At 72.5% G+C, this 25988-nt stretch carries 20 protein-coding genes; 3 read left to right on the top strand and 17 right to left on the bottom strand.

The window, feature by feature from the left end:
* Positions 1–23: 23 nt before the first annotated feature.
* Together QYM41_RS14855 and QYM41_RS14850 are read right to left on the bottom strand one after the other, a co-directional pair.
* Entirely contained in the window at positions 24–1541 is a 1518-nt protein-coding gene (locus QYM41_RS14855; RefSeq protein ID WP_368800566.1) for an ABC transporter substrate-binding protein, read from the bottom strand.
* 316 nt (positions 1542–1857) lie between these two features.
* Positions 1858–2160: a hypothetical protein gene (locus tag QYM41_RS14850; protein ID WP_368800556.1), complete on the bottom strand. Its 303-nt coding sequence runs from the start codon at positions 2158–2160 to the stop codon at positions 1858–1860.
* A gap of 444 nt (positions 2161–2604) precedes the next feature.
* Here QYM41_RS14850 and QYM41_RS14845 point away from each other — a divergent pair, with 444 nt between their 5' ends.
* A complete protein-coding gene (locus tag QYM41_RS14845) occupies positions 2605–4170 on the top strand; it encodes an MFS transporter (RefSeq protein WP_368800554.1) in 1566 nt (521 codons plus the stop codon).
* Between the two features lie 97 nt (positions 4171–4267).
* Here QYM41_RS14845 and QYM41_RS14840 read toward each other — a convergent pair whose 3' ends face one another.
* From QYM41_RS14840 to QYM41_RS14795, 10 genes are all read right to left on the bottom strand, one after another.
* Complete coding sequence (locus QYM41_RS14840) at positions 4268–4510, bottom strand: hypothetical protein (protein ID WP_368800553.1); 243 nt, start codon at positions 4508–4510, stop codon at positions 4268–4270.
* 339 nt (positions 4511–4849) lie between these two features.
* Positions 4850–6745 (bottom strand): FAD-dependent monooxygenase, encoded by a 1896-nt coding sequence (locus QYM41_RS14835; RefSeq protein ID WP_368800552.1) that lies wholly within the window; start codon positions 6743–6745, stop codon positions 4850–4852.
* An 8-nt stretch (positions 6746–6753) separates the two neighbouring features.
* Positions 6754–7590 carry an aldolase/citrate lyase family protein gene (locus QYM41_RS14830; protein WP_368800551.1) on the bottom strand — a complete coding sequence of 279 codons (837 nt, stop codon included), beginning with the start codon at positions 7588–7590 and terminating at the stop codon, positions 6754–6756.
* Positions 7575–8360, bottom strand: a complete 786-nt coding sequence (locus QYM41_RS14825; protein ID WP_368800550.1) for a 2-keto-4-pentenoate hydratase — start codon at positions 8358–8360, stop codon at positions 7575–7577. The genes QYM41_RS14830 and QYM41_RS14825 overlap by 16 nt, the downstream gene beginning before the upstream one ends.
* Positions 8361–8452: 92 nt before the next feature.
* On the bottom strand, positions 8453–9619 hold the full coding sequence (hpaD, locus tag QYM41_RS14820) for a 3,4-dihydroxyphenylacetate 2,3-dioxygenase (RefSeq protein ID WP_368800549.1): 1167 nt from the start codon (positions 9617–9619) through the stop codon (positions 8453–8455).
* A gap of 62 nt (positions 9620–9681) precedes the next feature.
* A complete protein-coding gene (gene hpaE, locus QYM41_RS14815; RefSeq protein ID WP_368800548.1) occupies positions 9682–11235 on the bottom strand; it encodes a 5-carboxymethyl-2-hydroxymuconate semialdehyde dehydrogenase in 1554 nt (517 codons plus the stop codon).
* Positions 11232–11921: a GntR family transcriptional regulator gene (locus QYM41_RS14810; RefSeq protein WP_368800547.1), complete on the bottom strand. Its 690-nt coding sequence runs from the start codon at positions 11919–11921 to the stop codon at positions 11232–11234. Before QYM41_RS14810 ends, hpaE begins: the two co-directional genes overlap by 4 nt.
* Positions 11918–13486, bottom strand: a complete 1569-nt coding sequence (locus QYM41_RS14805; protein ID WP_368800546.1) for a fumarylacetoacetate hydrolase family protein — start codon at positions 13484–13486, stop codon at positions 11918–11920. The genes QYM41_RS14810 and QYM41_RS14805 overlap by 4 nt, the downstream gene beginning before the upstream one ends.
* A gap of 380 nt (positions 13487–13866) precedes the next feature.
* Positions 13867–15474, bottom strand: a complete 1608-nt coding sequence (mdlC, locus tag QYM41_RS14800; RefSeq protein ID WP_368800545.1) for a benzoylformate decarboxylase — start codon at positions 15472–15474, stop codon at positions 13867–13869.
* A gap of 159 nt (positions 15475–15633) precedes the next feature.
* Entirely contained in the window at positions 15634–17229 is a 1596-nt protein-coding gene (locus tag QYM41_RS14795) for a GMC family oxidoreductase (protein WP_368800543.1), read from the bottom strand.
* A 191-nt stretch (positions 17230–17420) separates the two neighbouring features.
* Here QYM41_RS14795 and QYM41_RS14790 point away from each other — a divergent pair, with 191 nt between their 5' ends.
* A complete protein-coding gene (locus tag QYM41_RS14790; RefSeq protein WP_368800542.1) occupies positions 17421–18866 on the top strand; it encodes an aldehyde dehydrogenase family protein in 1446 nt (481 codons plus the stop codon).
* A 132-nt stretch (positions 18867–18998) separates the two neighbouring features.
* Here QYM41_RS14790 and QYM41_RS14785 read toward each other — a convergent pair whose 3' ends face one another.
* Both QYM41_RS14785 and QYM41_RS14780 read right to left on the bottom strand, forming a co-directional pair.
* Complete coding sequence (locus QYM41_RS14785) at positions 18999–19586, bottom strand: AAA family ATPase (protein ID WP_368800541.1); 588 nt, start codon at positions 19584–19586, stop codon at positions 18999–19001.
* 124 nt (positions 19587–19710) lie between these two features.
* Positions 19711–20847, bottom strand: coding sequence for a lycopene cyclase family protein (locus QYM41_RS14780; protein ID WP_368800540.1), 1137 nt, complete (start codon positions 20845–20847; stop codon positions 19711–19713).
* A 303-nt stretch (positions 20848–21150) separates the two neighbouring features.
* Between QYM41_RS14780 and QYM41_RS14775 the strand changes: the two genes are divergently transcribed.
* Positions 21151–21642, top strand: a complete 492-nt coding sequence (locus tag QYM41_RS14775; RefSeq protein ID WP_368800539.1) for a beta-class carbonic anhydrase — start codon at positions 21151–21153, stop codon at positions 21640–21642.
* Positions 21643–21775: 133 nt separating this feature from the next.
* Here the strand turns inward: QYM41_RS14775 and QYM41_RS14770 are convergent, their stop codons facing one another.
* Genes QYM41_RS14770 through QYM41_RS14760 form a run of 3 tightly spaced genes read right to left on the bottom strand, consistent with a single transcriptional unit; the run spans position 21776 to position 25893 of the window.
* Positions 21776–23146: an LLM class flavin-dependent oxidoreductase gene (locus tag QYM41_RS14770; protein ID WP_368800538.1), complete on the bottom strand. Its 1371-nt coding sequence runs from the start codon at positions 23144–23146 to the stop codon at positions 21776–21778.
* Positions 23143–24564, bottom strand: a complete 1422-nt coding sequence (locus tag QYM41_RS14765; protein WP_368800537.1) for an MFS transporter — start codon at positions 24562–24564, stop codon at positions 23143–23145. The genes QYM41_RS14770 and QYM41_RS14765 overlap by 4 nt, the downstream gene beginning before the upstream one ends.
* 3 nt (positions 24565–24567) lie before the next feature.
* On the bottom strand, positions 24568–25893 hold the full coding sequence (locus tag QYM41_RS14760) for an acyl-CoA dehydrogenase family protein (protein ID WP_368800536.1): 1326 nt from the start codon (positions 25891–25893) through the stop codon (positions 24568–24570).
* Positions 25894–25988 lie beyond the last annotated feature (95 nt).

The following is a 25988-nucleotide window of genomic DNA, read 5'->3' as shown; positions in this document are numbered from 1 at the left end:
TGCGCGCTCGATGCCGGTGGTGCTCACGAGCCGGACTTCGTCGTTCCCGCCCGCAGCACGTAACGCGACAGCGGATCCTGCTCGTAGTCCTGCAGATCGGTCCGGACCGCGTCGATGGCCTGCTCGTTGACCAGCCAGACGTTCACCGCCCGGTCCTCCAGGATCTGTCCCGCCTCGGCGTACAGCGCGTAGCGCTGCTCGGGGTCAGCCGTCCCGGCGGCCCGGGCGATGAGCGCGTCATAGTCCTCGTCGCAGAAGTGGCTGAGGTTGTAGCTGCCCTCGCAGGTGTAGTCGGCGGTGAGGAAACCGATCGGGTCGGCGATGTCGATCAGACGGTTGCGCTGGCTGAGCACCATGTCGTAGTCGCCGGCCAGCAGGTCCGGTTCCACCGCGGCGTACTCCTTGGTCGTGACGGTCACGGGGACGCCGATGCTCTTCAGGTTCTCCTGGATGACCGTGGCCACGTCCGCGAACTCCGCCCGCTCCACGATCGCGATGATCTCCAGCGGCCGCTCCGCGGTGTAACCGGCAGCCGACAGGAGCTCCTTGGCCGCCTCAACGTCCTGGCCCGGGGTCCCGGCCCCCTCCACGGCCCAGGGCTCCGACGAGGCGAAGGGCCCGCTGCCCGGCAGCGCCGCACCCTCGTAGACGGTGCCGGCCAGGGACTCCAGGTCCAGCGCCGACCGGACGGCCTTGCGGAAGTCGACGTCGTCGAACGGCGCCCTGCTGTTGTTCATGTACAGCGTCGCGGTCCGCGGGGACTCGGCCTTGAGGACCTCGACGTCGGGATCGGCCTCCAGCGCGGGCAGGTTGGCGACGGGGATGGACAGAGAGACGTCGGCCTCCCCGGTCTGCACCTGGGTCGCGCGGGTCGCGCCGTCGGTGATGAACCGCACCTCGGCCCCGGCGAGCTGCACTTCCCCGCCCCAGTAGTCCTCGTTCCGGTCCAGCGTGAGGGACTGCTCGGGCTGCTCCGCCACGGGGGTGAAGGGACCGGTGCAGTGCCCGAACGGGTCCACGGTCTCGTCCTCGAAGGCGGCCGGGGCCAGCACCCCGGTGTTGACACTGGCCAGTCGATAAGGAACCAGAGGGCTCTCCTCCGGAGTGGTGACCCGCACCGTGCGCTCGTCGACGGCCTCGACGCCGCTGACCACGGTCGGGCTGAAGGCACGTGCCGGGACCTCCGCGTCCAGGACGTTGCGCAGCGAGGTCACCACGGTGTCCGCCGTGAGCTCGGTGCCGTCCTGGAACCGCACACCGTCCCGCAGGGTGAAGTCCCACTCCGTGGGCGACACCTGGCTCCACTCCGTGGCCAGTGCCGGGACGATCTCGCCCTGGGCATCGTCGTAGCGGGTCAGGGTCTCCAGGCACCCGGACAGGGAGAGGATGTAGGCGGCGTCGCTCTCCAGGGCCCAGTCGGCCACCGGAGCACGGAAGTTGTCCACCACGATCCGCTGGTCGGACCCCGACGCCTGCTCGCTCCCTCCGTCCTCACCGCTGAAGCCACACCCGGACAGGGTCAGGAGAGCCGCCAACCCCATGGGCACCGACGACCGGAGCACAACGCGCACGAAACCACCTAAGTTCAACGTCCCTGGACGAAGCGTCCGCCGACGACACGTGAAGGGAGTGAGCCATTCCCCGGAGGGAAGGTTAGGTATTCCTAAGTCGCAGGTCCAGCCGACCCGGTGAGCCCGTCATGAAACCGTCCGATGGCCGGATTCCGGCACACGTGTGCTATGCGTGCCGGAGCTCGTGGCGCGCAGCCCCTGGTGGTCCCGACGGCCGGTGGAGCATCGACATCCGTCTGCCGCGCCCCGCCCACCGGCCGTCGCGCCGGGGGTGCCGGCCGGGGTCTCAGCTAGTGCGGCGGCAGGCGGGCTCGCGCGTGTAGGTGAGGGTCACCTCGTCGTCCTCGGGGCGTTCCCCGAAAGCGCTCCGGACGGCAGCGACCGGCACCGCCGTGACGACGACTTCGTCGTCCTCGGGACGCTCCCGCCCGGGATTCCAGGGGCTGGGGGAACCACCGGCGCCTCGGGCCGGTGCGGTGCCGGGCCGCACCGGCTGGAGCGGCGGGAGGCGGAGACCTCCGAGGGTGCTGTCGGTCTCCGGCGGTGCGGGAGGGGTGGATCCGAGGTGGATGCTGGTGGTCGTGGTCATCGTGCTTCCCTACGTCGTTGTAGTGGTGTGCCGAGGGCGGCCCCCTCCACGCTGGGCGTGCGGACTCCGACGGGGAGACCTGCCTCCCGGACCTCCGGGTCCGGCACTGGACACGGGGGTCCCGTCGGCCCGGACGGATCCGGGCGCGCTGGGAGACGCCGAGGACTGCGAGGGTGGCGGACGAGGCGCTGTGCGGCTTCGCGTTCGCCCGTGGGTGCCCCTGACCCTAGTGAAGAGGGTCCCGGCGCGGAACCACTCGACGAAATATGTCGGTGCATCGGGTGCGGGACCGGGGTGGTCCACCGGTGGACGGGACGCTCGGCGTGCCCGGCCCCGGTGGGTGCCGCGGCGCCGGCGCCGCGGGGCGCCGGTTCCGGCCGCGGGTCTACCCTGGGTGAGGCCCCCTGATCGACGACCTGTTGCCGGAAGGACTGTGGTGACGGCATGAACCCCTGCTCGAGCCCCGGGACGGGCGCCGACCTGACCCGGCGTGCTCGTGGCGGGCCGGCGGAGCCCTCGGCCGGCGGCCCGTCCTCCGGGAACACGTCCGCGGCGCGGGATCGGCGGGACCTGGACGAGCCCGATCCGCGCCGGTGGCGGATCCTGGCGGTGCTGCTCGTGGCGATCTTCATGTCCCTGGTGGGGGTGAGCATCGTCAACGTCGGTCTGCCCTCCATCCAGGAGGGGCTGGGCGCCGGTCAGTCCCAGATCCAGTGGGTGCTCTCCGGTTACGCGCTCACCTTCGGCGTGGTGCTGGTGGCGGCCGGGCGGGCCGGGGACCTCTTCGGGCGCGGCTTCCTGTTCGTCCTCGGCGTCGCCGTCTTCACCCTCGCCTCGGTGGCGGCCGGTCTCGCCACCGACCCGATGATGCTCACCATCGCCCGGTTCGTGCAGGGCCTGGGATCCGGGCTGCTCAATCCCCAGGGGGTGGGCATGATCCAGCAGTACTTCCGCGGACCGGAGCGCGGCAGGGCCTTCGGCCTGTTCGGCAGCATGGTCGGCATCGCGGTGGGGGTCGGCCCGCTGCTGGGCGGACTGCTCATCCACCTCGGTGGGGTCGACCAGGGGTGGCGCTGGATGTTCTTCGTCAACGTCCCGGTGGGCCTGCTCGCCCTCGTGCTGGCCCTCGCCTGGTTCCCGCGCCCCCTGCTGCACCGTCAGCGTGGGCGCGCGCCCCGGGAGGCACTGTCCGAGCTGGATCCCGTCGGCGCTCTCCTGCTGGGGCTGGCGATCCTGGCGGTGCTGCTGCCGTTCATCGAGGCTCGGGCCGCGGCCTCGCCCCTGATGTGGGCGCTCCTGCCGGTCGGTGCGCTCCTGCTGGTCGGATGGATGCGGTGGGAACGCCGGTACAAGGCCGCCGGCCGGCTCCCGATGGTCGACCTGGCGATCTTCCGGACCCGCAGCTTCTCCTCCGGGACCGCACTCATCGGCCTCTACTTCCTCGGCATCACCAGCGTGTGGGTGCTCATCGCCCTGTACATGCAGCAGGGGCTCGGGCACACCGCGCTGGAGAGCGGGATGATCGGGCTGCCCAACGCCCTCGCCAGCGCCCTGGCGGCGAACTGGGCCGGCCGCCATGTGCTCCGCCTGGGCCGGAAGGTCGTGGTGGCCGGGATGCTGAGCGTGCTGCTCGGCCTCGCGCTGAGCGTGCTCGTCATCGAGCTGGAGGACCACGGCATCGGCAGCGAGTGGTGGTTGCTGGCCACCCTCGCCCTCGTCGGGCTGGGGCAGGGCGCGGTGGTGAGCCCCAACCAGACCCTCACCCTGGCCGAGGTCCCTCTGGAGTACGCCGGCAGCTCCGGAGGCATCATGCAGACCGGTCAGCGCATCGGCACCTCCGTCGGCATCGCCGTCATCACCGCCGTGTCCTTCACGGTGCTGCCCGGCTCGGACTGGGCCCAGGCGATCACCGCCGGGTTCGGGCTGATCGGACTCGTCGTGCTCAGCGCCCTGGCCGTCGGCGTCCTCGACCTGCGCCACCGGCAGCGGACCGGCGCCGGCCCGGGCTGACCTCCCGGGCCGTCTCCTCCCGGGCCGTCTCCGCCCGGACCGCCCCTCCCGTGCCGGGCCCGGGCTCCCGGCCGACCCGGAGCCGGATCCGGGGGTCCTATTCCGGATTGTCCACGGAGACGGGGTTGTCGTCGTCGTCCGTGCCGGCGGTCTGCGCCTCGGTGCCGGACTCCTCGTCGGGGCCCGGCTCGCTCAAGCGGTGCTCGACGGCCTGCTGGAACTCCTCGGCCGTCTGCGCGTCGGCCAGCCCGTCCCCGGCGTCCGCCGCGGGGGCCGGCCGGTCCTGCGGGTCCTCGTCGTCCGGTGTGGAGGGGCGGGGATCGTGGGGAGTGGCGTTCATCGCGTTCCTTTCGTCTCGCAGGGCGGATCCACGCCGCCTCGCGGGGACGTCACCGGAGACCTCGCACCATGGGGAGCGACGTCCCCGGGGGCAGGTCACCGCGCCGGAGCGGGTCGGTGCTCGTGGCCGGCGCGGACCGTCTCCGGCGCCCGGGTGGTCGTGAGCTCTTCCTGCCGGTGGCTCGCCGTGGAGCGCCCTGCTGTTGTTCCTACCCCGTGCTGACCTGTGGTGACAAGAGCCACGGGTGCGGAAGACCCCGGGGCCGGCCCCGGTCGCCCCCGCCCCGGCGTCGGCGGGGGGACGGACACCGGGGCGGCACCGGGGATCCGCCGTGGCCGGTCAGCGCGTGAAGATCGGCGCCAGGAAGTCCGCCAGTTCGGCGGTCGCGGTCAGCGGCAGCACGTGGGCGACGTACTGGTCCGGGCGGACCACCACGACCACGCCGTCCCGGCTCAGTCCGCGGGCCGCGTAGATGTCGTCCTCCGGGTCCGTGCCCCACACCTTGTTCAGGTTGGAGACCTGGAACCTGCCGACCTTCGGGCGGAACACGGACGGGGTCCTCATCAGCTCCACCTCCTCGTGCGGCTGCTGGTAGACCACGTGGACGTCGAACAGGGCGTCGAGGTCCTGGCCCTCCGGGGTGAACCGGCGCACCGGCGACTCCGCGGAGTCCATCCACTCGGCCCAGGCCCGCAGCGCCGAGTCCTCCGCGGAGGACGCGGCGGCGTCGGCGAACGCGTAGATCCGCCACCGCCCGTCGGCGGTGTGCTGGTGGCCGAGGAACTTCGGGTTGGTGTCCGAGACGCGCTTGACCGGATGGGCCTTGAACCGCTTGCCCAGGGGGAAGCCCGTGGCGAGGTCCTGGTGCGTCGCCTCCCCCACGAGCAGCCCCGCCGGGTACTCCGTCATGAAGCCCGCCGGGAACTCCGCGGTCTTCTGGTAGAAGTCCTCCAGCGCGGAGGCGCTCCCCAGCTCCTCCGGCTTGGCCGCCATCATGGAGGACCACTCGCGGTCGAAGTCGATGAGGTTCTGGGCCACCGGCTGGCGCTCGGCCGAGTAGGTGGACAGCAGCGACTCCGGGCTCAGCCCGGTCAGGACGTGGCCCAGCTTCCAGCCGAGGTTGAACGCGTCCTGGATGGACACGTTCATGCCCTGCCCCGCCTTGGCCGAGTGGGTGTGGCACGCGTCGCCGGCGATGAACACCCGCGGGCTGCGCTGTCCCGCCTCCTCGGCGGGGACGTCGTCGAAGCGGTCCGTCACCCGGTGGCCGACCTCGTAGACGCTCCACCACGCCACGTTCTTCACGTCCACGGTGTACGGCGTGACGATCTGGTTGGCCTGGGCGACGATCGACTCGATCGGGGTCCGGCGGACCGCGCCGGCGTCGTCCGGGTCCACCTCGCCCAGGTCCACGTACATGCGGAACAGGAAGCCGCCCTCGCGCGGGATGTGCAGGATCGAGCCGTGCTTGGACTGGATGGCGCACTTGGTGCGGATGTCCGGGAAGTCCGTCTCGGCCAGGACGTCCATGACGCCCCACGCGTGGTAGGACACGGCGCCCACGTGCTGCGCGCCGATGTCCCGGCGGACCTTCGAGTGCGCGCCGTCGCCCCCCAGGACGTACTTGGTGCGCACCACGCGCTCCTCGCCCGGGCTCGTGCCGCCCTCCCGCTGGTCGCCGGTGCGCTTGAGGGTGACGGCGACCGGGTACTCCCCCTCGCCGACCTCGAGCTTGACGAACTCCCAGCCGAAGTACGGTGCGGTCCGGGACGGGGCGTTCTTCGCGAAACGGGCGAAGTAGTCCAGCACGCGCGCCTGGTTGACGATCAGGTGCGGGAACTCGCTGACGCCCGTGGGGTCGTCCACGGCCCGGGCGGTCCGGACGATGTGCTCCGGGTTGGCCGGGTCCGGCTTCCAGAAGTTCATCTCGCTGAGGTGGAACGCCTCGGCGGTGATCTCCTGGGCGAAGCCGAAGGCCTGGAACGTCTCGACGCTGCGGGCCTGGATGCCGTCGGCCTGGCCGATCTCCAGGCGGTAGGGGCGGCGGTCGACGAGGCAGGTCATGACCGCGGGGAAGCTGGCCAGCTGGGCGGTGGCCGTCATCCCGGCGGGGCCCGCACCGACCACGAGCACGTCCATGGTCTCGGGCAGCTCCGGGGAACGGTCGATGCCCACACCGGCGGCGGGCTGGACACGGGGGTCCGTGGACACGTACCCGTGGTGGTGGAACAGCATGGGGTCTCCTAACGCGGGGAGGCGGTGTGGTGGTCGGTCGGTGCGGTGGTGCCGCACCAGGTGTCGGCGAGGGCCTCGGTGGCCCGGGCCAGGAGCGCGACGTCGGCGCCGACGTTCACGAAGTCGGCACCGGCCGCCGCGTAGTCGCGGGCCCGGTCGGCGGCGAAGGCGTTGACACCGACGAACTTCCCGGCCGCCTTGACCTGGTCGATCACGGTCTTCACGGCCGCGACCACGTCCGGGTGGTCCTGCTGACCGAGCAGCCCCATGGAGGCGGCCAGGTCGGAGGGGCCGATGAAGATGCCGTCGACGCCCTCGACGGCGGCGATCTGCCCGGCGTTGCCGACCGCGGCGGCCGATTCCACCTGGACGACCAGGGTGACGAGGTCCGCGGCCCGGTTCAGGTAGTCCGGGATCCGGTTCCACCGCGCCGAGCGGGCGAGCGCGGAACCGACGCCCCGGACCCCGTGCGGCGGGTAGTGCATGGCGCGCACCGCCGCCTCGGCGTCCGCGGCGCTGTCCACCATCGGGATGACGAGGGACTGTGCGCCCAGGTCGAGGAACTGTTTGACCAGCACGGTGTCCAGGGAGGGCACCCGCACCACGGGGACGACCGGGTAGCCGGCCATGGCCCGCAGCTGGGACTGGACGGTCTCCAGCCCCAGCGGCGCGTGCTCGCCGTCGAGCAGCAGGTAGTCCAGACCGGCGGACGCGCAGATCTCGGTGGTCGACGGGTCGCCGGAGCTGACGAACATCCCGGCGGCGGGGCGGCCGTTGCGCCCGGCGCGCGCCGGAGTGGTGAACAGGTCCTTGAGGCTGGGCTGCGGTTCTAGGCGAATCGGCATGTGATGGTCCCTAACTGTCCGTAGTCGGCGTAGACGGTGTCCCCGGCGCAGACCCACATGGGGCGGGTGAAGGACCCGGCGAGGATGATCTCCCCGGCCTCCAGCCGGTCCCCGTGGCCGGCGATCCGGTTCGCCAGCCAGTGCACCCCGTTGGCCGGGTGGTTGAGCACCCCGGAGGCCACCCCGGTCTCGATGATCTCCTGGTTGCGCCACAGCGCCCCGGCGACCCAGCGCAGGTCGACGGCGTCCGGGGCGACCGGGCGGCCGCCGATCACCATGGAGCCGAGCGCGGCGTTGTCCGAGATGGTGTCGACGATGGTCCGGCCCTCCATCTCGATGCGCGAGTCCAGCACCTCGAGGGCCGGCACCACGTACTCGGTGGCGCGCAGCACGTCGAAGAGGTTCACGCCGGGGCCCTCGAGGTCCTCCTTCAGGACGAAGGCCAGCTCCATCTCGATGCGCGGGTGGGTGTACCTCGCCCTCTCGTAGACGTGGCCGGACTCGACCACCTGGTCGTCGAAGATCACCCCGTAGTCGGGTTCGTCGATGCCGGTGGCGTCCTGCATGGCCTTGGAGGTCAGCCCGATCTTGTGCCCGGCCTTGGTCCGCCCGGCGTCCTCCTGCCGCTGCGCCCAGATCCTCTGCACCGCGTAGGAGTCCTCGATCTCCATCTGCGGGTACCTCCGGGTCAGCCGCGGCACCGGCGTGCGGTCCAGCCCGGCCCGGTGCAGCTCGTCGGCGATCGCCACGTGTGTGTCGTGGTCCAGCATGTCCTCTCCTCTGCTCTGCGGGTGCTCTGTCCGGGGGCCGACGGCGGCCTGCCCGCTCCTGCGAGGAGCGGGCCGGCCGCGGTCGGCCCGGATCAGAGCTGGTGTCCGAGCTTGAAGCCCTTGGCGGCCTCGCCCTGGTAGCGGCCCGAGTCGTCGCCGGCGCGGGTGTAGGAGAAGCCGTCGGCGCCGATGGTGACCTCCATCTCGGAGTCGTCGGTGCGGGCCACGACCTCCTTCGGGTTGCCGTCCAGGTCCAGGACCAGGGAGGCCTCGGTGTACCAGGACGGGACCACCGGGTTGCCCCACCAGTCACGGCGCTGGTTGTCGTGCACGTCCCAGGTGACGACCGGGTTGTCCGGGTCGCCGGTGTAGTAGTCCTGGGTGTAGATCTCGATCCGGTGGCCGTCCGGGTCGAGGATGTAGAGGTAGAACGCGTTGGAGACGCCGTGGCGGCCGGGCCCGCGCTCGATGCGGTCGGAGAGGCGCAGGGCGCCCATCTTGTCGCAGATCGCCAGGATGTTGTGCTTCTCGTGGGTGGCGAAGGCGACGTGGTGCATGCGCGGGCCGTCGCCGCCGGTCATGGCGGTGTCGTGCACGGTCGGCTTGCGGCGCATCCAGGCGGCGTACACGGTGCCCTCGTCGTCCTGGATGTCCTCGGTGACGCGGAAGCCCAGGTCCTGCATGAACTTCGTGGCGCGCGGCACGTCCGGGGTGACCTGGTTGAAGTGGTCCAGGCGGACCAGGGCACCCGGGGTGTACAGGTCGTAGCGCCAGGCCAGCCGCTCGACGTGCTCGACGTCGTGGAAGAACTCGTACGGGAAGCCCAGCGGGTCCTCGACGCGCACCGAGTCGCCGATGCCCTTGGTGAAGCCCTCCGATCGGCGCTCCACGCGGCAGCCGAGCTCCTCGTAGAAGGCCACGGCCCGGTCCAGGTCCTCGGGGGTGCGCACACGGTAGGAGAAGGCGGCCACGGCGGCCACCGGGCCCTGGCGCAGCACGAGGTTGTGGTGGATGAACTCCTCCAGGGACCGCAGGTAGACGGTGCTCTCGTCCTCCTCGGTCACGGTCAGCCCCAGCACGTCCACGTAGAACTCCCGCGAACGCCTCAGGTCGGTGACCACGAGCTCCATGTAGGCGCAGCGCAGGATGTCCGGCGCGGGGGCCTGAGGAGTCGGGATCGGGTTGTCGGAGCGGATCGGGGCTTCCTGCGAGACGTAGAAGCCGGAGGACGTCATCGTCCGGTCGTCGCGGTGGGTCATGGTGCTGTCCTTGCTCTCGGAAGGTGGGGTGTCAGGAGGTCGGGTGCCGGGCGGCGAGGTGGTCAGGCCTGGAGCTCCTCGGAGGCCTGCTCCTGGCGGCCGAAGACCGGGTTGTGCACCTCGCCGAGGTTGATGTGCACGGCCTGCTGGTCGGTGTAGAAGTCGATCGAGCGGTAGCCGCCCTCGTGGCCCAGCCCCGAGGCCTTCACCCCGCCGAAGGGGGTGCGCAGGTCGCGGACGTTGTTGGAGTTCAGCCACACCATGCCGGCCTCCACGTTCTGGGCGAAGTTGTGGGACCGCTTCAGGTCGTTCGTCCAGATGTAGGCGGCCAGCCCGTACTTGGTGTTGTTGGCCAGCGCCAGGGCCTCCTCGTCCGTGTCGAACGGGGTGATCGCGACGACCGGGCCGAAGATCTCCTCCTGGAAGATCCGGGCGTCCGGGGAGACGTCGGCGAAGACGGTCGGCTGGATGAAGTTGCCCTCGGGGAACTCCTCCGGACGGCCGCCGCCGGCGGTCAGGCGGGCCTCGCCCTTGCCGATCTCCACGTAGGACATGACCTTCTCGAAGTGCTCGGGGTGCACCAGGGCGCCGACCTCGGTGGTCTCCTCGTGCGGCAGGCCGACCTTCACGCGCTGGGCCTGGGCGGAGTAGCGGGCCACGAACTCGTCGTAGATCCCGCGCTGGACCAGGATCCGCGAGCCCGCGGTGCAGCGCTCGCCGTTGAGGGAGAAGACCCCGAAGATCGTCGCGTCGATGGCCGCCTCCAGGTCCGCGTCCTCGAAGACGACGGCGGGGGACTTGCCGCCCAGCTCCATGGACAGGCCCTTGAGGTACGGCGCGGCGTTGCCGAAGATGATCTGGCCGGTGCGGGACTCGCCGGTGAAGGAGATCAGCGGGACGTCCGGGTGCTTGACCAGGGAGTCGCCGGCGAAGCCCTCCTCGCCGAAGCCGTGGACGATGTTGAACACCCCGGCCGGCAGACCGGCCTCCTCGAAGATGCCCGGCCACAGGGACGCGGACAGCGGGGTGAACTCCGCGGGCTTGAGCACCACGGTGTTGCCGGTGGCCAGCGCCGGGCCCAGCTTCCAGGACTCCAGCATGAACGGGGTGTTCCACGGGGTGATGAGCCCGGCCACGCCGATCGGCTTGCGGTTGACATAGTTCACCTGGCGGCCGGGCACCTTGTAGGTGTCGTCGGCCTGGGCGACGATCAGGTCCGCGAAGAAGCGGAAGTTCTCGGCGGCGCGGTTGGCCTGGCCGAGCGCCTGCTTGATCGGCAGCCCCGTGTCGAAGCACTCCATCTCGGCCAGGTCCTGGCCGCGGGTCTCCACGATGTCGGCGATCCGGTGCAGCACCCGGGAGCGCTCGCGCGGGAGCATGGTGGGCCACGGGCCGTTCTCGAAGGCGTCCTTGGCCGCGGCGACGGCGGCGTCGATGTCGGCGACCTTGCCGGAGGCGGCCTTCAGGTAGGGCTGGTTGGTGACCGGGTCCAGCACGTCGAAGGTATCGCCGTCGACCGAGTCGACGTGCTCGCCGTTGATGTAGTGCTGGATCTTCTCCGGCAGGTGGGCCGGCACCCAGCGCTGGGCGGTGTCCGTGGTGGTCTCGGTGCTCATGGGGTGTCCTTTCGGGGTGCGGTGTCCTGAGGTGTGGTGCGTGACGCCAGGTAGGCGTCGAGCGTGTTGAGCCGGTGCTGTCGCGCGGCGGCCTCGACGGCGTCGAAGGGGGCGCCCTCGGCGATGAGGTCCAGCAGGTGGTCGTGCTCCTCCACGGAGGCACGGGCCCGGCCGGGGACGTAGGCGAAGGTGGACGAGCGCAGGGCCGCCAGCCGGTTCCAGCCGCGGTGCACCAGGTCGAGGATGTGGGCGTTCTGGTGGTGCTCGTAGAGGGTGGAGTGGAACTGCTGGTTCAGCGCGGTGAACGCCACCGGGTCGAAGTCGTCCAGCACCCGGCGCATCCGGTCGTTGATCCCGCGGGCCTGCTGCAGGTCGGCCTCGGTGACCAGGGGCGCGCACTGGGCGGTGGAGAACCCCTCGACCAGCGCCAGGGTCTCCATGGTGTTCCGGTACTCCACGGGGTCGATGCCCACCACGGTGGCGCCGACGTTGCGCTGGTAGGCCACCAGGCCGTCCTGCTGGAGCCTGCGCACGGCCTCGCGGACCGGCACCACGGACATCTCGAGCTCGGCGGCCAGCTGGGCCAGCACCAGGCGGCTGCCCGGGGCGAAGCGGCCCTGCTGGACGCCCTCGAGGATGGCCTGGTAGGCCAGCTCCGACTTCGACCGGAGGACCTCGGTGCTCACCGGGCGTCCCGGCCGGCGCTCGACTGCCGGTACTCCTGGTACTTGCGCTTCCACTCGGCGTTGGGCGGGAACAGTCCGTCCACCGGGTGGCCCTCGGCCACCCGGTCGTACACCCAGGCGTCCTGCTGCTCCTGCTCCCAGGCGTCGGCGATCACCTCGGCCAGCAGCTGCGGGGGGACGACCACGACGCCGTCGTCGTCGCCGATGACGATGTCGCCCGGCTGGACGGTGGTCCCGCCGCAGGCCACCGTGCCGCCGACCTCCCAGGGGATGTGGCGGCGGCCGAGCACGGCCGGGTGGGCGCCGTTGGAGTAGACCTGGATGCCGACCTCGGCCACGGCGGCACTGTCCCGCACGCCGCCGTCGGTGATCACCGCACCGGCGCCGCGCACCTTGGCCCGCAGGGCGAGGACGTCGCCGAGGGTGCCGGTGCCCTTCTCGCCGCGGGCCTCCATGACCACCACGTCGTCCGGCTCCACCGTGTCCATGGCGCGCTTCTGGGCGTTGAAGCCGCCGCCGAAGGCCGTGAACAGGTCCTCCCGGTTGGGCACGTAGCGCAGCGTCTTGGCGTAGCCGAGGATGCGGCGGCCGGGATGGGTGGGCCGCACGCCGTCGATCGTGGCGTTGTCGATGCCGCGCTTGCGCAGCTGCGCGGTGATGGTGGCCACGGCCGTCCCGTTGATCTTCGCCCTGAGCTCGTCGGTGAGCAGGCTGCGGTCGGGGGCCGGGGTGGAGGGCACGTAGTGGTAGGGCTCGGGGTCCGCCGCGGCCGGCGGCAGGCCGGCGGCCTCGCGCGAGCCCCAGGCCTCCTCCCGCTGGGTGTCGTCCACCTGCGGGCCGTGCCCGTAGGGCGCCATCGGCTCCTCGCCGGCGACCACGCGGGTGACCAGCCGTCCGCTGGAGGGAGCGCCGGGCGCCCCGGGGGCGTCCACCTCGACCTCGACGACGTCGCCCGGCTGGGCCACGGAGGAGCCGGCCGGGGTACCCGTCAGGATGACGTCCCCCTCCTCCAGGGTCATGAGCTGGGACAGGTCCGCCACGAGCTGGCCGAAGGGGAAGACCAGCGCCTCGGTGGTGTCGTCCTGGACGAGGTCCCCGTTGACCCAGGTCCGGACGCGCAGCGCGGCCGGATCGAGCCCGGCGGCCGGGATGACGCCCGGGCCCAGCGGGGTGTAGCCGTCCCCGGACTTGTTCTTCACGTTGGAGCCCTTGTCGGCATGGCGCAGGTCGTACAGGCCCCAGTCGTTGGCGGCGGTGATGCCGACGACCTTGGACCAGCCGTCCTCCGGACGCACGCGGCGGCACGTCTGCCCGATGACCAGCGCGATCTCGCCCTCGTAGGCCAGCAGCTCGGTGCCGGCCGGGCGCTCGATCGTGGCGCCGGTCCGGGCGATGGAGGTCCCGGCCTTGAGGAAGTAGCCGGGGAACTTCGGGGAGCGGCCCCGCTGGGCGATGCGGGAGGGGTAGTTCAGGTGCAGGGCGATGACCTTCCCGGGGCGGTTCGCCCGCTCGGTGAAGTCAACGGGGCCGGTGGCCCCGGGAGGAACCGGTGTCGTCTCTGCCATGCCGTCCTGCCTTCGTGGTCTCGGAAGGGGTGCTCCGGGTCCAGCACGCCTGTGGGTGTGGCCCAGATCTCTTGGGAGCGATCGTATACGATGCGACGTGATCGGCGCCACCCCTCGGACGGGCCGCACGTCATCTGCGCGACGGCGACCCCGGGCACGAGGAAGGAGAGACGGGGGACGCGTGAGTCGTCGGTGCCGGTGCGGGCGAGGGCCGCCCTGCACGGAGGCACGGGCCGTCGGGGATGTCCCGGACGCCGGCGGTCCGGGGCTCGGCCGAGGGCTCCGGGCCCGGACCGGCTCCTGCACGGCCGGGGGGGGCCGCGGCGGCACGCGTCACCTCGCCGCCGTCACGGTGGCACGTCGAGGACGCGCGCTCCCTGTCAGTCGTTGACCACCTGGGCGTCGATGAGCACCGGACCGGTGCTCACGAGCGCCTCCTGGTAGGCCTCCTCGAACTCCGCGCGGGTGGTGGTGCGCCGCGCCGGGACACCGTAGCCCTCGGCGATCGAGACGAAGTCGATGCCCCCCAGCTGCAGCCCCGGCACGTCGGGCACTCCCATGCGCCGGGCGAAGCCGGCGAGGGCCCCGTAGCCGGAGTTGTTGACGATGACGAACACGGTCCGCGTCCGCCGCCGGGCCGCGGTGTAGAGCGCGGTGATGCCGTAGTTCGCGGAGCCGTCGCCCACGGTCGCCACGACGGTCTTCGCGGGGTCACCGATCGACATCCCCACCGCGACCGGCAGGCCGAATCCCAGGCCGCCCGAGGCCGGGAAGTGGTACCTGCCCGGGCGGTCGATGGCGATGCGCTCCAGATAGTCCAGGTCCAGGGTGGTGGTCTCGTTGACATAGGCGACGGTGTCGTTGACGTGGGCGTTGAGCACCTCCAGGATCTCGGTGCCGGTCATCCCCTCCGGCGAGGTCCTGGCCGCGGGCAGTTCACGGGATCCGGGCTCGCCGCGCCGTCTCCCCCGGTCCCTGACCCCCTCGGCCAGGACGGTCGCCGTGCGGGCCACGTCCGCGACGACGGAGCGGCCGAACGGTGCCCGGGTCGCCTCCCGGGCGTCCTGGGTGACCTGCACGACGTGGGTGCCGTCGGCGAGGTAGGTGCTCGGTTCCCAGCGGTGGTAGCGGAAGACGGCGGCGCCCAGGACGAGGACGACGTCGTGGCCGTCGAGGCGGTCGCGCACGGATCTGATCCCCGGGACGAGGACCCCGGCGAAGTTGGGGTGGGTGGTGGGGAACGGGCCGCGCGAGGGCGAGGGGGCGACGTACACGGACGCATCGGTCTTCTCCGCCAGGGAGACCACGGCGTCGAAGACGGCGGGGTCCTGGACCGCGGCGGCGTCGACCTGGGGACCCACCACCAGGGCGGGCCGCTGTGCGCCGTCGAGGACGTCCACCAGCTCCTGCGCCAGGTCGTCGGTGAGGCCTCCGGGGCTGCTGACCGACCGGTGGGCGAGCAGGGCGTCGTCGGCCAGGGCGGGTTCGGCCCAGTCGTCGAGCGGCACCGAGACGTAGACCGGCCCGCACGGCGGGGTGGAGGTCTCGAGGACCGCCTGCGTGAGCGTCCGGGGCACATCGGCGGCGGCCAGCGGCTCGTGGGAGTACTTGACCAGCGGCGCCGGCAGGAGCGAGGCGTCCGCGCTGGCCAGCATCGCCTCCTGCCCGACGGTGCGGCGCACCTGCTGCCCGGCGAGCACGACCATGGGGATGTGGCCGTAGTGGGCGTTGGTCAGTGCCCCCATCGCGTTGCCCGATCCGGAGGCCGCGTGCAGGTTCACCAGCGCAGGACGGCCGGTCACCCGGGCATAGCCCTCGGCCATGCCCACCACCACCTGTTCGTGCAGGCCCAGGACGAAGTCGAAGTCGTCGTCGAGACCCGCCAGGAACGGAAGCTCGTTGGAGCCGGGATTGCCGAAGATCGTGGTCATCCCCTGCGCGCGGAACATGTCCAGGGTCGCCTCGAGAACCGTCTTCGTCGTCGCCACTCGTCTGCCTTCCTCGGGTGTTCACTGCGTGGGTGATCACGGCCGCCGGGACTCCTGTGGCCGCCGCGGCACCTGCCGTTCGGGTGGACTCCAGTAGACCATGCAGACGTCCGGTCGGCGAGAGACGTGGGCGGAGCTGACGCGCCCCCGTCCCGGGGGTCAGCGGGCAGTGCCCACCGTCTCCTCGGCAGGGGACGCCGCCCGCCCGTCGGTGATGAGGGCCGCGGCGCGCTCGGCGATCATCGCCGTGGGCGCGTTCGTGTTGCCGCTGGGCACCCGCGGCATGACCGAGGCGTCCACCACCCGCAGACCGCCGATCCCGTGCACGCGCAGGTCCTCGGGCGAGACCACCGCGTCCGGACCCGTGCCCATCCGGCAGGTGCCGACCTGGTGGTGATAGGTGGTGACGAACCTGTTGAGGTAGGCGATCTCGTCCTCCTCGGTGCGGACCTCCGCACCGGGCCAGAGCTCCACGGCGCCCCACCCCTGCGCCAGGGGCGGTGCCGCGACCATCTCGCGGGCCTGCCGGAAGGACGCCAGCAGCGCCTCGCGGTCGCGCGGGTCGTCGAAGATGTTCGGGTCGAGCTCCACGGGGTCGGCGATCCCCGGGCCCGTGAGCCGCACGGTCCCCCGCGAGTACGGCCGGACCAGCCCGGAGTGCAGGGTGAAGGCGTTCATCGGCCCCGTCATCCCGTCGTCGTACATCGGGACCGAGAAGTGGATGGGCTGCGTGTCGGGCGCGTCCAGGTCCGGGCGGGAGCGCCAGAACAGGTGCGTCTGGGTGACGGACCAGTCGGACTCGGGGTGCTCGATCGTGCGCCCCGTCGCCTCGGCGATGACGGGGGCCAGCAGGTGGTCGTGGAGATTCTCCCCGACCCCCGGCAGGTCGTGGACCACGGGGACCCCCACCTCGGCCAGGTGCCCGGCCGGGCCGATCCCGGAGCGCAGCAGGATCTTGGGCGAGTCCAGCGCCCCGGCGCACAGGATCACCTCGTCCGCGCGGATCTCCTCGGGCGCGCCCTCCGGGGCGTCGAAGGGCACGACGGCCACGCCGGCCGCCCGGCCGTCCTCGAGGAGGACCTTCTGCACCAGCACGCCGGTGCGCAGGGTCAGCCGCGGGTGCTCCGCCACCGGCTTGACGTAGGCCATCCAGGTGTTGAAGCGCTTCCCGTCCCGGACGTTGATCTGCTGCTGGGAGACGCCGTCGAGCGTGCCGGCGTTGTAGTCCTCGTTGCGGGGCACGCCCACGTGCTCGGCGGCCTCGACGATGGACTCGAAGATCGGGTTCAGCGGGTAGTCCTGGACCACGGGCACCGGGCCGTCGGTGCCGCGGCTCCCGTCCGGGGCGGCACCGGCGGGCGGGACGTAGGTCTCCAGCGCCGTGAACCACGGCAGCACGTCGGCCCAGGACCACCCGGGGCACCCGTCGGCGGCCCAGGCGTCGTAGTCCTGGGCCGCTCCGCGCACCCAGATGGTGGCGTTGAGCGCGTGGGAGCCGCCGAGCACCCGGCCGCGGGGCCAGTGGATGACCCGGCCGTCCGCGTGCCGCTGCGGCACCGTGAAGTAGTCCCAGTCCTCGGCGGAGTGCCACAGCTCCCCCAGGCGGGACACGGAGTGGATCGCGGGGTTGAGGTCGTGCTCGCCGGCCTCGAGGAGGATCACCGCGTGGCCGGCGTCCAGGAGGCGGCGGGTCAGGATGCTGCCGGCGGTGCCGGCGCCGACGACGACGTAGGTTGTGGCGGTCTCGTTGCTCATGCCTCCAGTGTGATCGTGCCCACACCCGGCCGCCTTGCCCAGGAGCGCCGACCCCTTGACCGGGAGCGCGGCGATGGAGCCGGTCATCCCGCGCTCTGCGTCAAGAACCGCGCCCTGGCGGACAAGACGGGCCGACGTGGCGTGCGTCACGATGAGGGCAGCACTGATCCGTTCCACCGAAGGAGCCCTCCGTGACCACGACGACCACCACGACGACCGCCCCCGCCCCCTCGCTCGGCTACGACGAGCTGCTCGCGGCGATCACCGCTCCCGACGGCCGGGAGATCCTCGACCCGGCCACCGGGGAGCTGGTCGGCCGCGTCCACGAGTCCACCGTCGAGGACCTCGAGCAGGCGCTGACCCGGGCACGGGGAAAGCAGCCCGAGTGGGCCGCGGTCCCGGACGCCGAGCGGTCGGCGCTGCTGCTGCGGGCCGCCGACGCCGTCGAGGCCAGCGCCGCCGCCCTCGCCGAGCTGCTCTCGCGCGAGCAGGGCAAGCCGGTGCACCACGGGCCGAACGCCCTGTTCGAGGTCGGCGGCGCCGTCGCCTGGCTGCGTGCCACGGCCTCGCTGCCCCTGGAGCCCGAGACGCTCTTCGACGACGAGACCGGGCGCGCCGTCCTGCACTACGACCCCGTCGGCGTCGTCGGGGCCATCAGCCCCTGGAACTGGCCCATGATGATCTCCGTCTGGCAGATCGCCCCGGCCCTGCGGATGGGCAACACCGTGGTGGCCAAGCCCTCGGAGTACACCCCGCTGTCCGTCCTGGGGCTGGCGCACGTCCTCAACCAGGTGCTGCCCGAGGGGCTGCTGACCGTGGTGGCGGGCGGCCGGGAGGTCGGCGAGGCGCTGTCGAAGCACGCCGGGGTGGACAAGCTGATGTTCACCGGCTCGACCGCCACGGGCAAGGCGATCATGCGCTCCGCGGCGGACTCCCTGACCCGGCTGACGCTGGAGCTCGGCGGCAACGACGCCGGCATCGTGCTCCCGGACGCGGACCCGCAGGCCATCGCCGAGGGGCTGTTCTGGGGGGCGTTCATCAACACCGGTCAGACCTGTGCGGCGCTCAAGCGGCTCTACGTCCACGAGGACGTATACGACGCCGTGTGCGAGGCCCTCACCGAGGTCGCGGCCGCCATGCCGATGGGCGAGGGGCGGGACGAGAAGAACGTGCTGGGCCCGCTGCAGAACAAGGCCCAGTACGACATCGTCGCCGATCTCGTGGAGAAGGCCCGGGCCGGCGGCGGGCGAGTGCTGCTCGGCGGCGACCCGGTCGACGAGCAGCCCGGGTACTTCTACCCGGCCACGCTCGTGGCCGACCTCGACGACGACAACGCCCTCGTGGTCGAGGAGCAGTTCGGGCCCGCGCTGCCGATCGTGAAGTACTCCACCGTGGACGAGGCCGTGCGCATGGCCAACCGCCTGGACGTCGGCCTCGGCGCCTCGGTGTGGGGCTCCGACCTCGACCTGGCGGGCCGGGTCGCCGCCCGGATCCAGGCCGGCACGGTGTGGATCAACAAGCACGGCGCCGTCGACCCCCGGATGCCCTTCGGCGGCATCAAGAGCTCGGGCCAGGGCGTGGAGTTCGGCGTCGAGGGCCTCAAGGCGCTCGGGGTGCCGAAGGTCATCGCCTCCTGAGCCGGGCACCTCGCCGGGCCGTCCGCGCGCCGGGACCGACGGGTTCAGCCCTCGGTCCCGGCGTCCCCGGGCCCGCCCAGCGACGCGGCGGCCGGGGAGATGACCCCGGCGCCCCGCGCGGCGGGACGGGGCTCAGCGGTCCAGGGCGTCCACGGCGTCCAGGATCCGGATGACCAGCACGTCGGTGGTGACGGTCGCGTCCACGACGCGCCACCCCGAGGCGGACGCGAGCTCCAGGTAGGCGGTGCGGGCGGTCCGCAGGTAGTCCAGCGACTCGTGGTCCTCTCCGCGGCGCAGGATTCGCTGCTGGGCGACCTCGGCCGGGACATCGAGCACGACCACCGTGTGCGGACGCAGCGCCCGGAGGGCCGCCCACGGCAACCAGCGGCCGGGGAACAGTCCGCGGCCACGGCGCAGCACCAGTTGGCACACCAGGTGGCGGTCGATGATCACCAGACCCTGCCGGCGCCGGGCCCGGACCTCGGACACCAGGACGTTGAGAACCCGCACGCCGGTCTCGAAGCGGTCCGCCCACCGCACCGGCACCTCCGGTCCGCACCGTGCCGAGACACGGGCCAGCCAGCGGCGACCGGACCGGTTGCGCAGCACGACGGCCGGGACCCCGGCCTCCCGTGCCGCAGCCGCCAGGGCGGTCGCCGCGGTCGTCTTCCCCGACCCGTCGATGCCCAGCAGCACCACGATCTGCCGGGGTCCGCGCACCGGTGACCCGGCTGGCTGCCGCCCCCGGCCGTCCTGCTGGCTGCGACGCACCGGCCACCCCCTCTGTCGACTGATCCTCGCACCACTGATCGCAGGATCCCACGCCGCACGCCCGGTGACGGGCTCAGGTCCACAGGCGCGGCTGCAGGAGCATCCTGACCGGCATGGACCCGAGCAGCCCACGTTCCTGGGCGAACGTGGTGCGCTCGTCGAGGAAGTCGAGGACGAGATCGGCATCGCCCGCGGTGAACGCGGCTCTCATGAACTCCACCGCGAGTTCGGGATCGCGTTCCCACATCCGGAGCACGGGTCTGTCGTACCAGCGGAAGCGCGGGGACGGCCGGGGTGTCTCGGGTGACCCGGTGGAGGCGAGCGTGGAGGCGATGTGCCGGGTCTGGCGCAGGATGCGGGTGAAGCCGTACCCGGTGGTGGCCTTGACCACCCCCGAGGGAGATCCGATGCGCACGTGGCGGCCGCGGGCCGGACCGGGGCGGACGCCCAAGGGGATGGAGCCGCGTTCCACCGACACCGAGGAGTACCTGCTGACACCCCACACGGTGCGCAGGTAGGCCGACGTCGCCCGGTCGAACGAGAATCCCGCGTCGGGAGCCGTCCCCGGCACGATGCGGGTGACTTCGACGACGGCCTCTCGGGCCGAGATCGGCAGGACGCAGTGGAAGTGCACGGGGTGCCGTGCACCGGACCGGAAATCGATGAAGGTGGCCGTCGACGGGTCGAAGGCGTCGTGGGCGGTGCGCACCCGGCGCACCTCGCCCGACATGAGCAGCGGTGCCGTGATGCCGGTCGGGGGCAGGCTGCTGTCGAAGCAGTGGGACGCCGTGAGGCGCCGGCCGTCGGAGAGGACCACCTCCGCCGAGCCGGCACGGGCCCGCACCCGTGCGACCCGTGCGTCGAGACGGGTGATGCGGGGGTTGCCGTCGATGACGTCGTCGAGGCACCGGAAGACGGCCCGTGACGACGTGAGGCACAGGCGGTGGCGCCGGAGCGGCAGGACCCGCGGGGCGGCTCCGGCGTCGACCGCGAGGCTCGTGAACGCGGCCTCGGGAGTCAGGGGCAGCGGGAGGGCGTCGTCGTGCCAGTAGATCAGGGAGCGGTGCGGGTATGGATCGCCGGCGTCGTCGACGATGAGAATCCGCGCCCCGGTCAGCGCCGGTTCCCGGCTCAGGAAACAGGCGAGGCTGCGCCCGGCGAGCCCGCCCCCGGCAATGACGACGTCGTACTCCTGCGTCTGGTGGGTCATCGGTGCAGCACTCCCCTTCCCGGCGTCGGCAGGTCCACGGCCGCTCCGCGGAACCGCCGGCGACCCGCGGGGCGACCGTGCTGACAGGACCGGCGACGGTCGCTGGGGCATGCCGTGCACCACCAGCGTACAGAGCACCGACCGGGACGGCGGGAAGGGTGTTCAGCGGGGACGTCCGGTCCTAGGGTGAGGACCGGACGCGGCGGACCCGGAGACGTTCGACCGCGGCGTCCGAGGACACCCGGACCCGCAGCCCGTCATCGGCCTGCGGTCCGCCACAGCCGTCGAGGAAAGGCCCCTGCCATGAGCGTCACCGACGACCTTCTGCGCCACGCCGAGGCCTATGCCGCCGAATTCACCCAGGGCGACCTGCCCATGCCCCCGGCCCTGCCGGTGGCGGTGGTGGCCTGCATGGACGCCCGGCTCAACCCCTACGGCCTGCTCGGCCTGCGCGAAGGCGACGCCCACGTCATCCGCAACGCCGGCGGGGTGATCACCGAGGACGAGATCCGCTCCCTGGTGATCAGCCAGCGGCTGCTGGGCACCCGGGAGATCATCCTGATCCACCACACGGACTGCGGCATGCTCACCTTCACCGACGACGCCTTCAAGGCCCAGATCGAGGCCGACACCGGGATCCGCCCGCCGTGGTCACCGGAGTCCTTCACCGATCCCGGCGACGACGTCCGCCAGTCGATGGCACGGATCGCCGCCAGCCCGTTCATCCCGCACCGGGACCACGTGCGCGGGTTCGTCTACGACGTCACCGACGGCTCCCTGCGCGAGATCCGCTGACCCGCGGCCGGGGACGCGACCTTCCGCCGGATGCCCGTCCCCGGGCCGACGGCGCTGGGCCGGGTGAGCCGCCGGAGCCCGGTGGTGGGTGCTGTCGCCGAGGACCCGGGAGGAGGTGTCCCGGGAGAAGGTGTCAGCGGCGGTAGGAGGCCCCCCGGTGGTCGTCGGCCAGCCGCGGACCGGTCCCGGTCAGGACCTCCCGCAGCGTGCGGCCGGCGGGGACGCTGCCGGGTTCCGGCAGCAGGCCCCGGCGCCGCAGCTCCGGTGACACCATCGCGGTGAACCGCTCCAGGTCCGCCGGCCGCACGGCCGCCGAGATGTTGAAGCCGTCGACGCCGGCCTCCTCGCGCCAGCGTTCGAGCTCGTCCGCCACGGTGCCGGGCGCCCCGGCGATCACGGGCCCGCGGCCGCCGATGGCCACGAACTCGGCCAGGTCGCGCACCGTCCACGTCTTGTCCGGGGACAGCGAGGTGAACGCGGCGAGCGCGGACTGGTTGGCGTCCGTGGCCACGTACTCGAGCGGTGCGTCGGGGTCCGCACCGGCCAGGTCGACGCCGGTCCAGCCGCCGAACAGGGACAGGGCCCCCTCGATGTCCACGTGCCGGCGGTACCCGTCCAGCCGGGCGTGGGCCTCGGCGTTGGTCTCGGCGACCACCACCGTGGCCATCGTGAAGGTCTTCACGGCGTCCTCGGCGCGCCCGCGCTCGGCCAGTCCGGCCCGGACGCCGTCGGTCCAGCGGCGCACGAGCTGCGGGGTGCTGCCGATGAAGAAGATGGCCTCGGCGTGGTCCACGGCGAACTCCTGACCGCGCTTCGAGGCGCCGGCCTGGAACAGGAGCGGGGTGCCCTGGGGGCCGGGGTGGGTCAGGGCGTGGCCGGGCACGGAGAACCAGGTGCCCTCGTGGCCGACCGGGTGGGCGAGGTCGGGGTCCACGAAGACCCCGGCCTCGGCGTCGGCCGTCACCGCCCCGGGCTCGAAGGACCCCTCGAGGAGCTTGTACATGACCTCCATGTACTCGTCGGCGCGGTCGTAGCGCTCGTCGTGCGGGATCTGCCCGTCCATGCCCAGGTTCCGGGCGGCGGAGTCCTGGTAGGAGGTCACCACGTTCCACGCCACCCGGCCGCGGGTGAAGTGGTCGAGGGTCGCGAAGGTGCGGGCCAGCAGGTAGGGCGCCTCGTAGGTGACCGAGGCGGTGACGCCGAAGCCGATCCGCTCGGTCGCCGCGGCCATCGCCGGCACCGCGACGAGCGGGTCGAGCACCGGGTACTGCACTCCCCCGCGGGCCGTGGCCTCGGTCCCGCCGCCGTACACGTCGTAGACGCCCGGGATGTCCGCGAGGAACAGCGAGGCGAAGCCGCCCTCCTCGAGGGTGCGGGCCAGGGACGTCCAGTACTCGAGCGTGTCGAAGCCGGCGACCCCGGCCTCCGGGTGGCGCCACAGCCCCGGTGACTGGTGCACGGGCACCATCATGTCGAAGGCGTTCAGCAGCAGGGGGCGGGTCATACGGTGGTCCTCTCGGGGGTGGTCGCGGCGGCGCCCACGGTCTCGGCGGCGCCGCCGGCCGGGGCGGGGCCGGACGCGGTGGAAACGGTGTGCAGGTCGGTGAGCTCGGTGCCGCGCTGCTGACGGGCGGGGTCCTTCGCGGCCAGGGCGGCGGCGACCGAGAGCACGGAGAGCACGGAGAGGTACCCGGCGATCAGCCACGGGGTGTCCCCGCCGGCGGCGAACAGCAGCGCGGCGATCAGCGGCATCAGCCCGCCGCCCAGGACGGTGCCGACCTGGTAGCCGAAGCTCACGCCCGAGTACCGCACGTGCACGGGGAACTGCTCGGCGAACCAGGCCGCCTGCGGTCCGTAGATCGCGTCGTGCACCAGGTTGATGCCGAGGACCACCACGAGCGGGAGCAGGGCGAGCGGCCCGGCCTCGAGGAAGGCGAACAGCACCCAGCCGAAGACGCCGATCGCCGCGTAGGCGCTCACCGACACGACCCTCCGGCCCACCCGGTCGGAGAGCCATCCCCAGAAGGGGGTGGAGAACAGGCCGATGGCCGAGGCGATCATCACGGCGGTCACGCCGGCGGTGCTGTCCCCGCGCACGTCCCGCAGGTAGGTGAGCATGTAGACCGTCACCAGGTAGTAGACGGCGTTCTGGGCCAGGCGCAGGCCGATGGTGACCAGCAGCGGGCGGCGGTGGTGGACCAGCAGCTCCCGCAGCGGGGCCTTGGCCACGTTGCCCGAGGCCCGGTGCTCCAGGAACTCCGGGGCGTCGGCCACGCCGAGGCGGATCCACAGGCCGACCGCCACCAGCAGGGCCGAGAGCAGGAAGGGGATGCGCCAGCCGTAGGCGGCGAACTGCTCGGCGCTCAGGACGTTCTGCACGATGAAGAACGTTCCGGTGGCCAGCAGCATGCCGGCCGAGGAGCCGATCTGGGTGAAGGAGCCGAAGAACCCGCGGTGCCGGGCCGGTGCGTGCTCCACGCTCAGCAGCGCGGAGCCGCCCCACTCGGCGCCGGTGGACAGGCCCTGCAGGATGCGCAGCACCACGAGCCCGACGACGGCCCACCACCCGATCACGTCGTAGGTCGGCAGCAGCCCGATCAGGGTGGAGGCCACGCCCATGAGCAGCAGGGAGGCCACCAGCAGGGCCTTGCGGCCGATCCGGTCGCCCAGGTGCCCGGCGATGATCCCGCCCAGGGGCCGGGCGATCACCCCGACCGCGAGGGTGGCGAAGGAGGCGACGATGCCGCCGAGCTCGGTGGCCATGGGGAAGAACTGGACGTTGAAGACCAGCGCGGCGGCGGTGCCGTAGAGGTAGAAGTCGTACCACTCGATGGTGGTGCCGGCGAAGGCCGAGGCCAGGACGCGCTTCTTGCCGTGGACGACGCTGCTGCGTCCCGCGGCGGTCGGGGTCGGGGTGGTCATGCGTCAGGCTCCTGGGGTTCGGTCGGTGGTGGTCCGCGCGGCGGTCCTCGCGTCGCCGATGGCGTTCAGGCCCTCCGGCAGGGTGCCGTTGATGAGGTAGTCGCCGAGGGCGCGGGCGCGGAAGGCGATCGGGTTGTGGGTGGCCACGGTCTGGGCGTTGCGCCAGTGCCGGTCCAGCCCCTTGGCGGTGGACGTGGCGGAGGCGCCCACGGTGAGGAACAGGTCCTGGGCCGCGCCGAGCGCCAGCTCCGGCACGGTGACCTGGGCGTGCTCCACGGCGATCTCGGACTCGTGCAGCGCCGCCGGGAGGGCGCCCGTGGCGTCGGGGCGGTCGGCGCCGGCCGCGACGGCGGCGGCGATCCCGGCGTCCAGGGCGCGGGCGGCGTGCAGCACGGTGGCCTCGGCCGCGAAGGCCTTGGCGGAGATCCGGCCGGTGGCCTCCTGGATCAGCGGGTCCTCGCGGAAGGGCAGGCCGAGCCCGGTGTTGAAGGTGCGCCGGCGGGCGGCGATGGTCTCCACGGCGTCCCGCCGGGCGGCCCGGGCGATGCCGGCCAGCACGGCCAGCAGCACCAGCTGGAAGAAGGCGGCCTCGTGGACGGCCTCCGCGCTGCCGGCGGTGCGGTCCAGCACGGCGTCGTCCGGGACGTGCACGCGGTCGAAGACCGCGGTGCCGGTGCCGGTGAGCTTCTGGCCGAAGCCGTCCCAGTCGTCCTCCAGCGTGACGCCCTCGGCGTCCGTGGCGACCACGGCGAAGCGGCGCCCGTCCCCGTGGTCGAGGGCGGCCGAGACGCGGGTGTAGTCGGAGAAGACCGAGCCGGTGGCGTAGAACTTCCGCCCGGTGAGCTCCCACCCCGCGGCCGTCCGGCTCAGCACGGTGTTCAGGGTGCCGAGCGCGTTGCCGCCCTTCTCCGTGGAGGCGTTGCCGACGGTGGCCCCGGCCAGCACCCGCGGGTACCAGACGTCCTGGAGCCGCCGGGGCAGGAAGCGCAGGGACTCCACGAAGCCGTGGTGGGACCGGTAGAGGTGGGCTATGTTGGAGTCGGCCTCGGCCAGGTCGACCAGCAGCCGGGTGAAGTCCTCGACGCTGACCCCGGGACCGCCGTGGGCCTCCGGGACGCGCAGGACACCGAACCCGGCCCGGTCCAGCCGGCGGACCTCCTCGTGGGGCAGCACACGCCGCAGGTCCCGGTCCAGGGCGCCGGCGGCGATCTGCGCGAACAGCGGCCCGAAGTGCTCCCTCAGCCCGGCGTGGTCCCGCGGCAGGCCGGCGGCGAGGTTCGTGCCGGCGCCGGGACGGGTGGTGGTCCTCTCGGCCGTGGTGCGGGTCATGCGTGGTCCTCTCGGTCGCACCGAGGAGAACCGGCCGTCCGGCCACGCCGGACACGGGCCCGGTGACGGCAGCGGCCGACGTCACGGACCCAGCA

The sequence above is a fragment of the Kocuria oxytropis genome, assembly GCF_040981195.1.
GTDB lineage: Bacteria > Actinomycetota > Actinomycetes > Actinomycetales > Micrococcaceae > Kocuria > Kocuria oxytropis.
The sequence above is the reverse complement of the archived record's forward strand: the minus strand, read 5'-3'. Positions and strand labels throughout refer to the sequence as shown.

Excerpts from the sequence above, each read along its gene's own strand:
- QYM41_RS14855 (WP_368800566.1), bottom strand. The coding sequence starts at position 1,541 with ATGGGGTTGGCGGCTCTCCTGACCCTGTCCGGGTGTGGCTTCAGCGGT.
- QYM41_RS14850 (WP_368800556.1), bottom strand. The coding sequence starts at position 2,160 with ATGACCACGACCACCAGCATCCACCTCGGATCCACCCCTCCCGCACCG.
- QYM41_RS14845 (WP_368800554.1), top strand. The coding sequence starts at position 2,605 with ATGAACCCCTGCTCGAGCCCCGGGACGGGCGCCGACCTGACCCGGCGT.
- QYM41_RS14840 (WP_368800553.1), bottom strand. The coding sequence starts at position 4,510 with ATGAACGCCACTCCCCACGATCCCCGCCCCTCCACACCGGACGACGAG.
- QYM41_RS14835 (WP_368800552.1), bottom strand. The coding sequence starts at position 6,745 with ATGCTGTTCCACCACCACGGGTACGTGTCCACGGACCCCCGTGTCCAG.
- QYM41_RS14830 (WP_368800551.1), bottom strand. The coding sequence starts at position 7,590 with ATGCCGATTCGCCTAGAACCGCAGCCCAGCCTCAAGGACCTGTTCACC.
- QYM41_RS14825 (WP_368800550.1), bottom strand. The coding sequence starts at position 8,360 with ATGCTGGACCACGACACACACGTGGCGATCGCCGACGAGCTGCACCGG.
- hpaD (WP_368800549.1), bottom strand. The coding sequence starts at position 9,619 with ATGACCCACCGCGACGACCGGACGATGACGTCCTCCGGCTTCTACGTC.
- hpaE (WP_368800548.1), bottom strand. The coding sequence starts at position 11,235 with ATGAGCACCGAGACCACCACGGACACCGCCCAGCGCTGGGTGCCGGCC.
- QYM41_RS14805 (WP_368800546.1), bottom strand. The coding sequence starts at position 13,486 with ATGGCAGAGACGACACCGGTTCCTCCCGGGGCCACCGGCCCCGTTGAC.
- QYM41_RS14795 (WP_368800543.1), bottom strand. The coding sequence starts at position 17,229 with ATGAGCAACGAGACCGCCACAACCTACGTCGTCGTCGGCGCCGGCACC.
- QYM41_RS14780 (WP_368800540.1), bottom strand. The coding sequence starts at position 20,847 with ATGACCCACCAGACGCAGGAGTACGACGTCGTCATTGCCGGGGGCGGG.
- QYM41_RS14775 (WP_368800539.1), top strand. The coding sequence starts at position 21,151 with ATGAGCGTCACCGACGACCTTCTGCGCCACGCCGAGGCCTATGCCGCC.
- QYM41_RS14770 (WP_368800538.1), bottom strand. The coding sequence starts at position 23,146 with ATGACCCGCCCCCTGCTGCTGAACGCCTTCGACATGATGGTGCCCGTG.
- QYM41_RS14765 (WP_368800537.1), bottom strand. The coding sequence starts at position 24,564 with ATGACCACCCCGACCCCGACCGCCGCGGGACGCAGCAGCGTCGTCCAC.
- QYM41_RS14760 (WP_368800536.1), bottom strand. The coding sequence starts at position 25,893 with ATGACCCGCACCACGGCCGAGAGGACCACCACCCGTCCCGGCGCCGGC.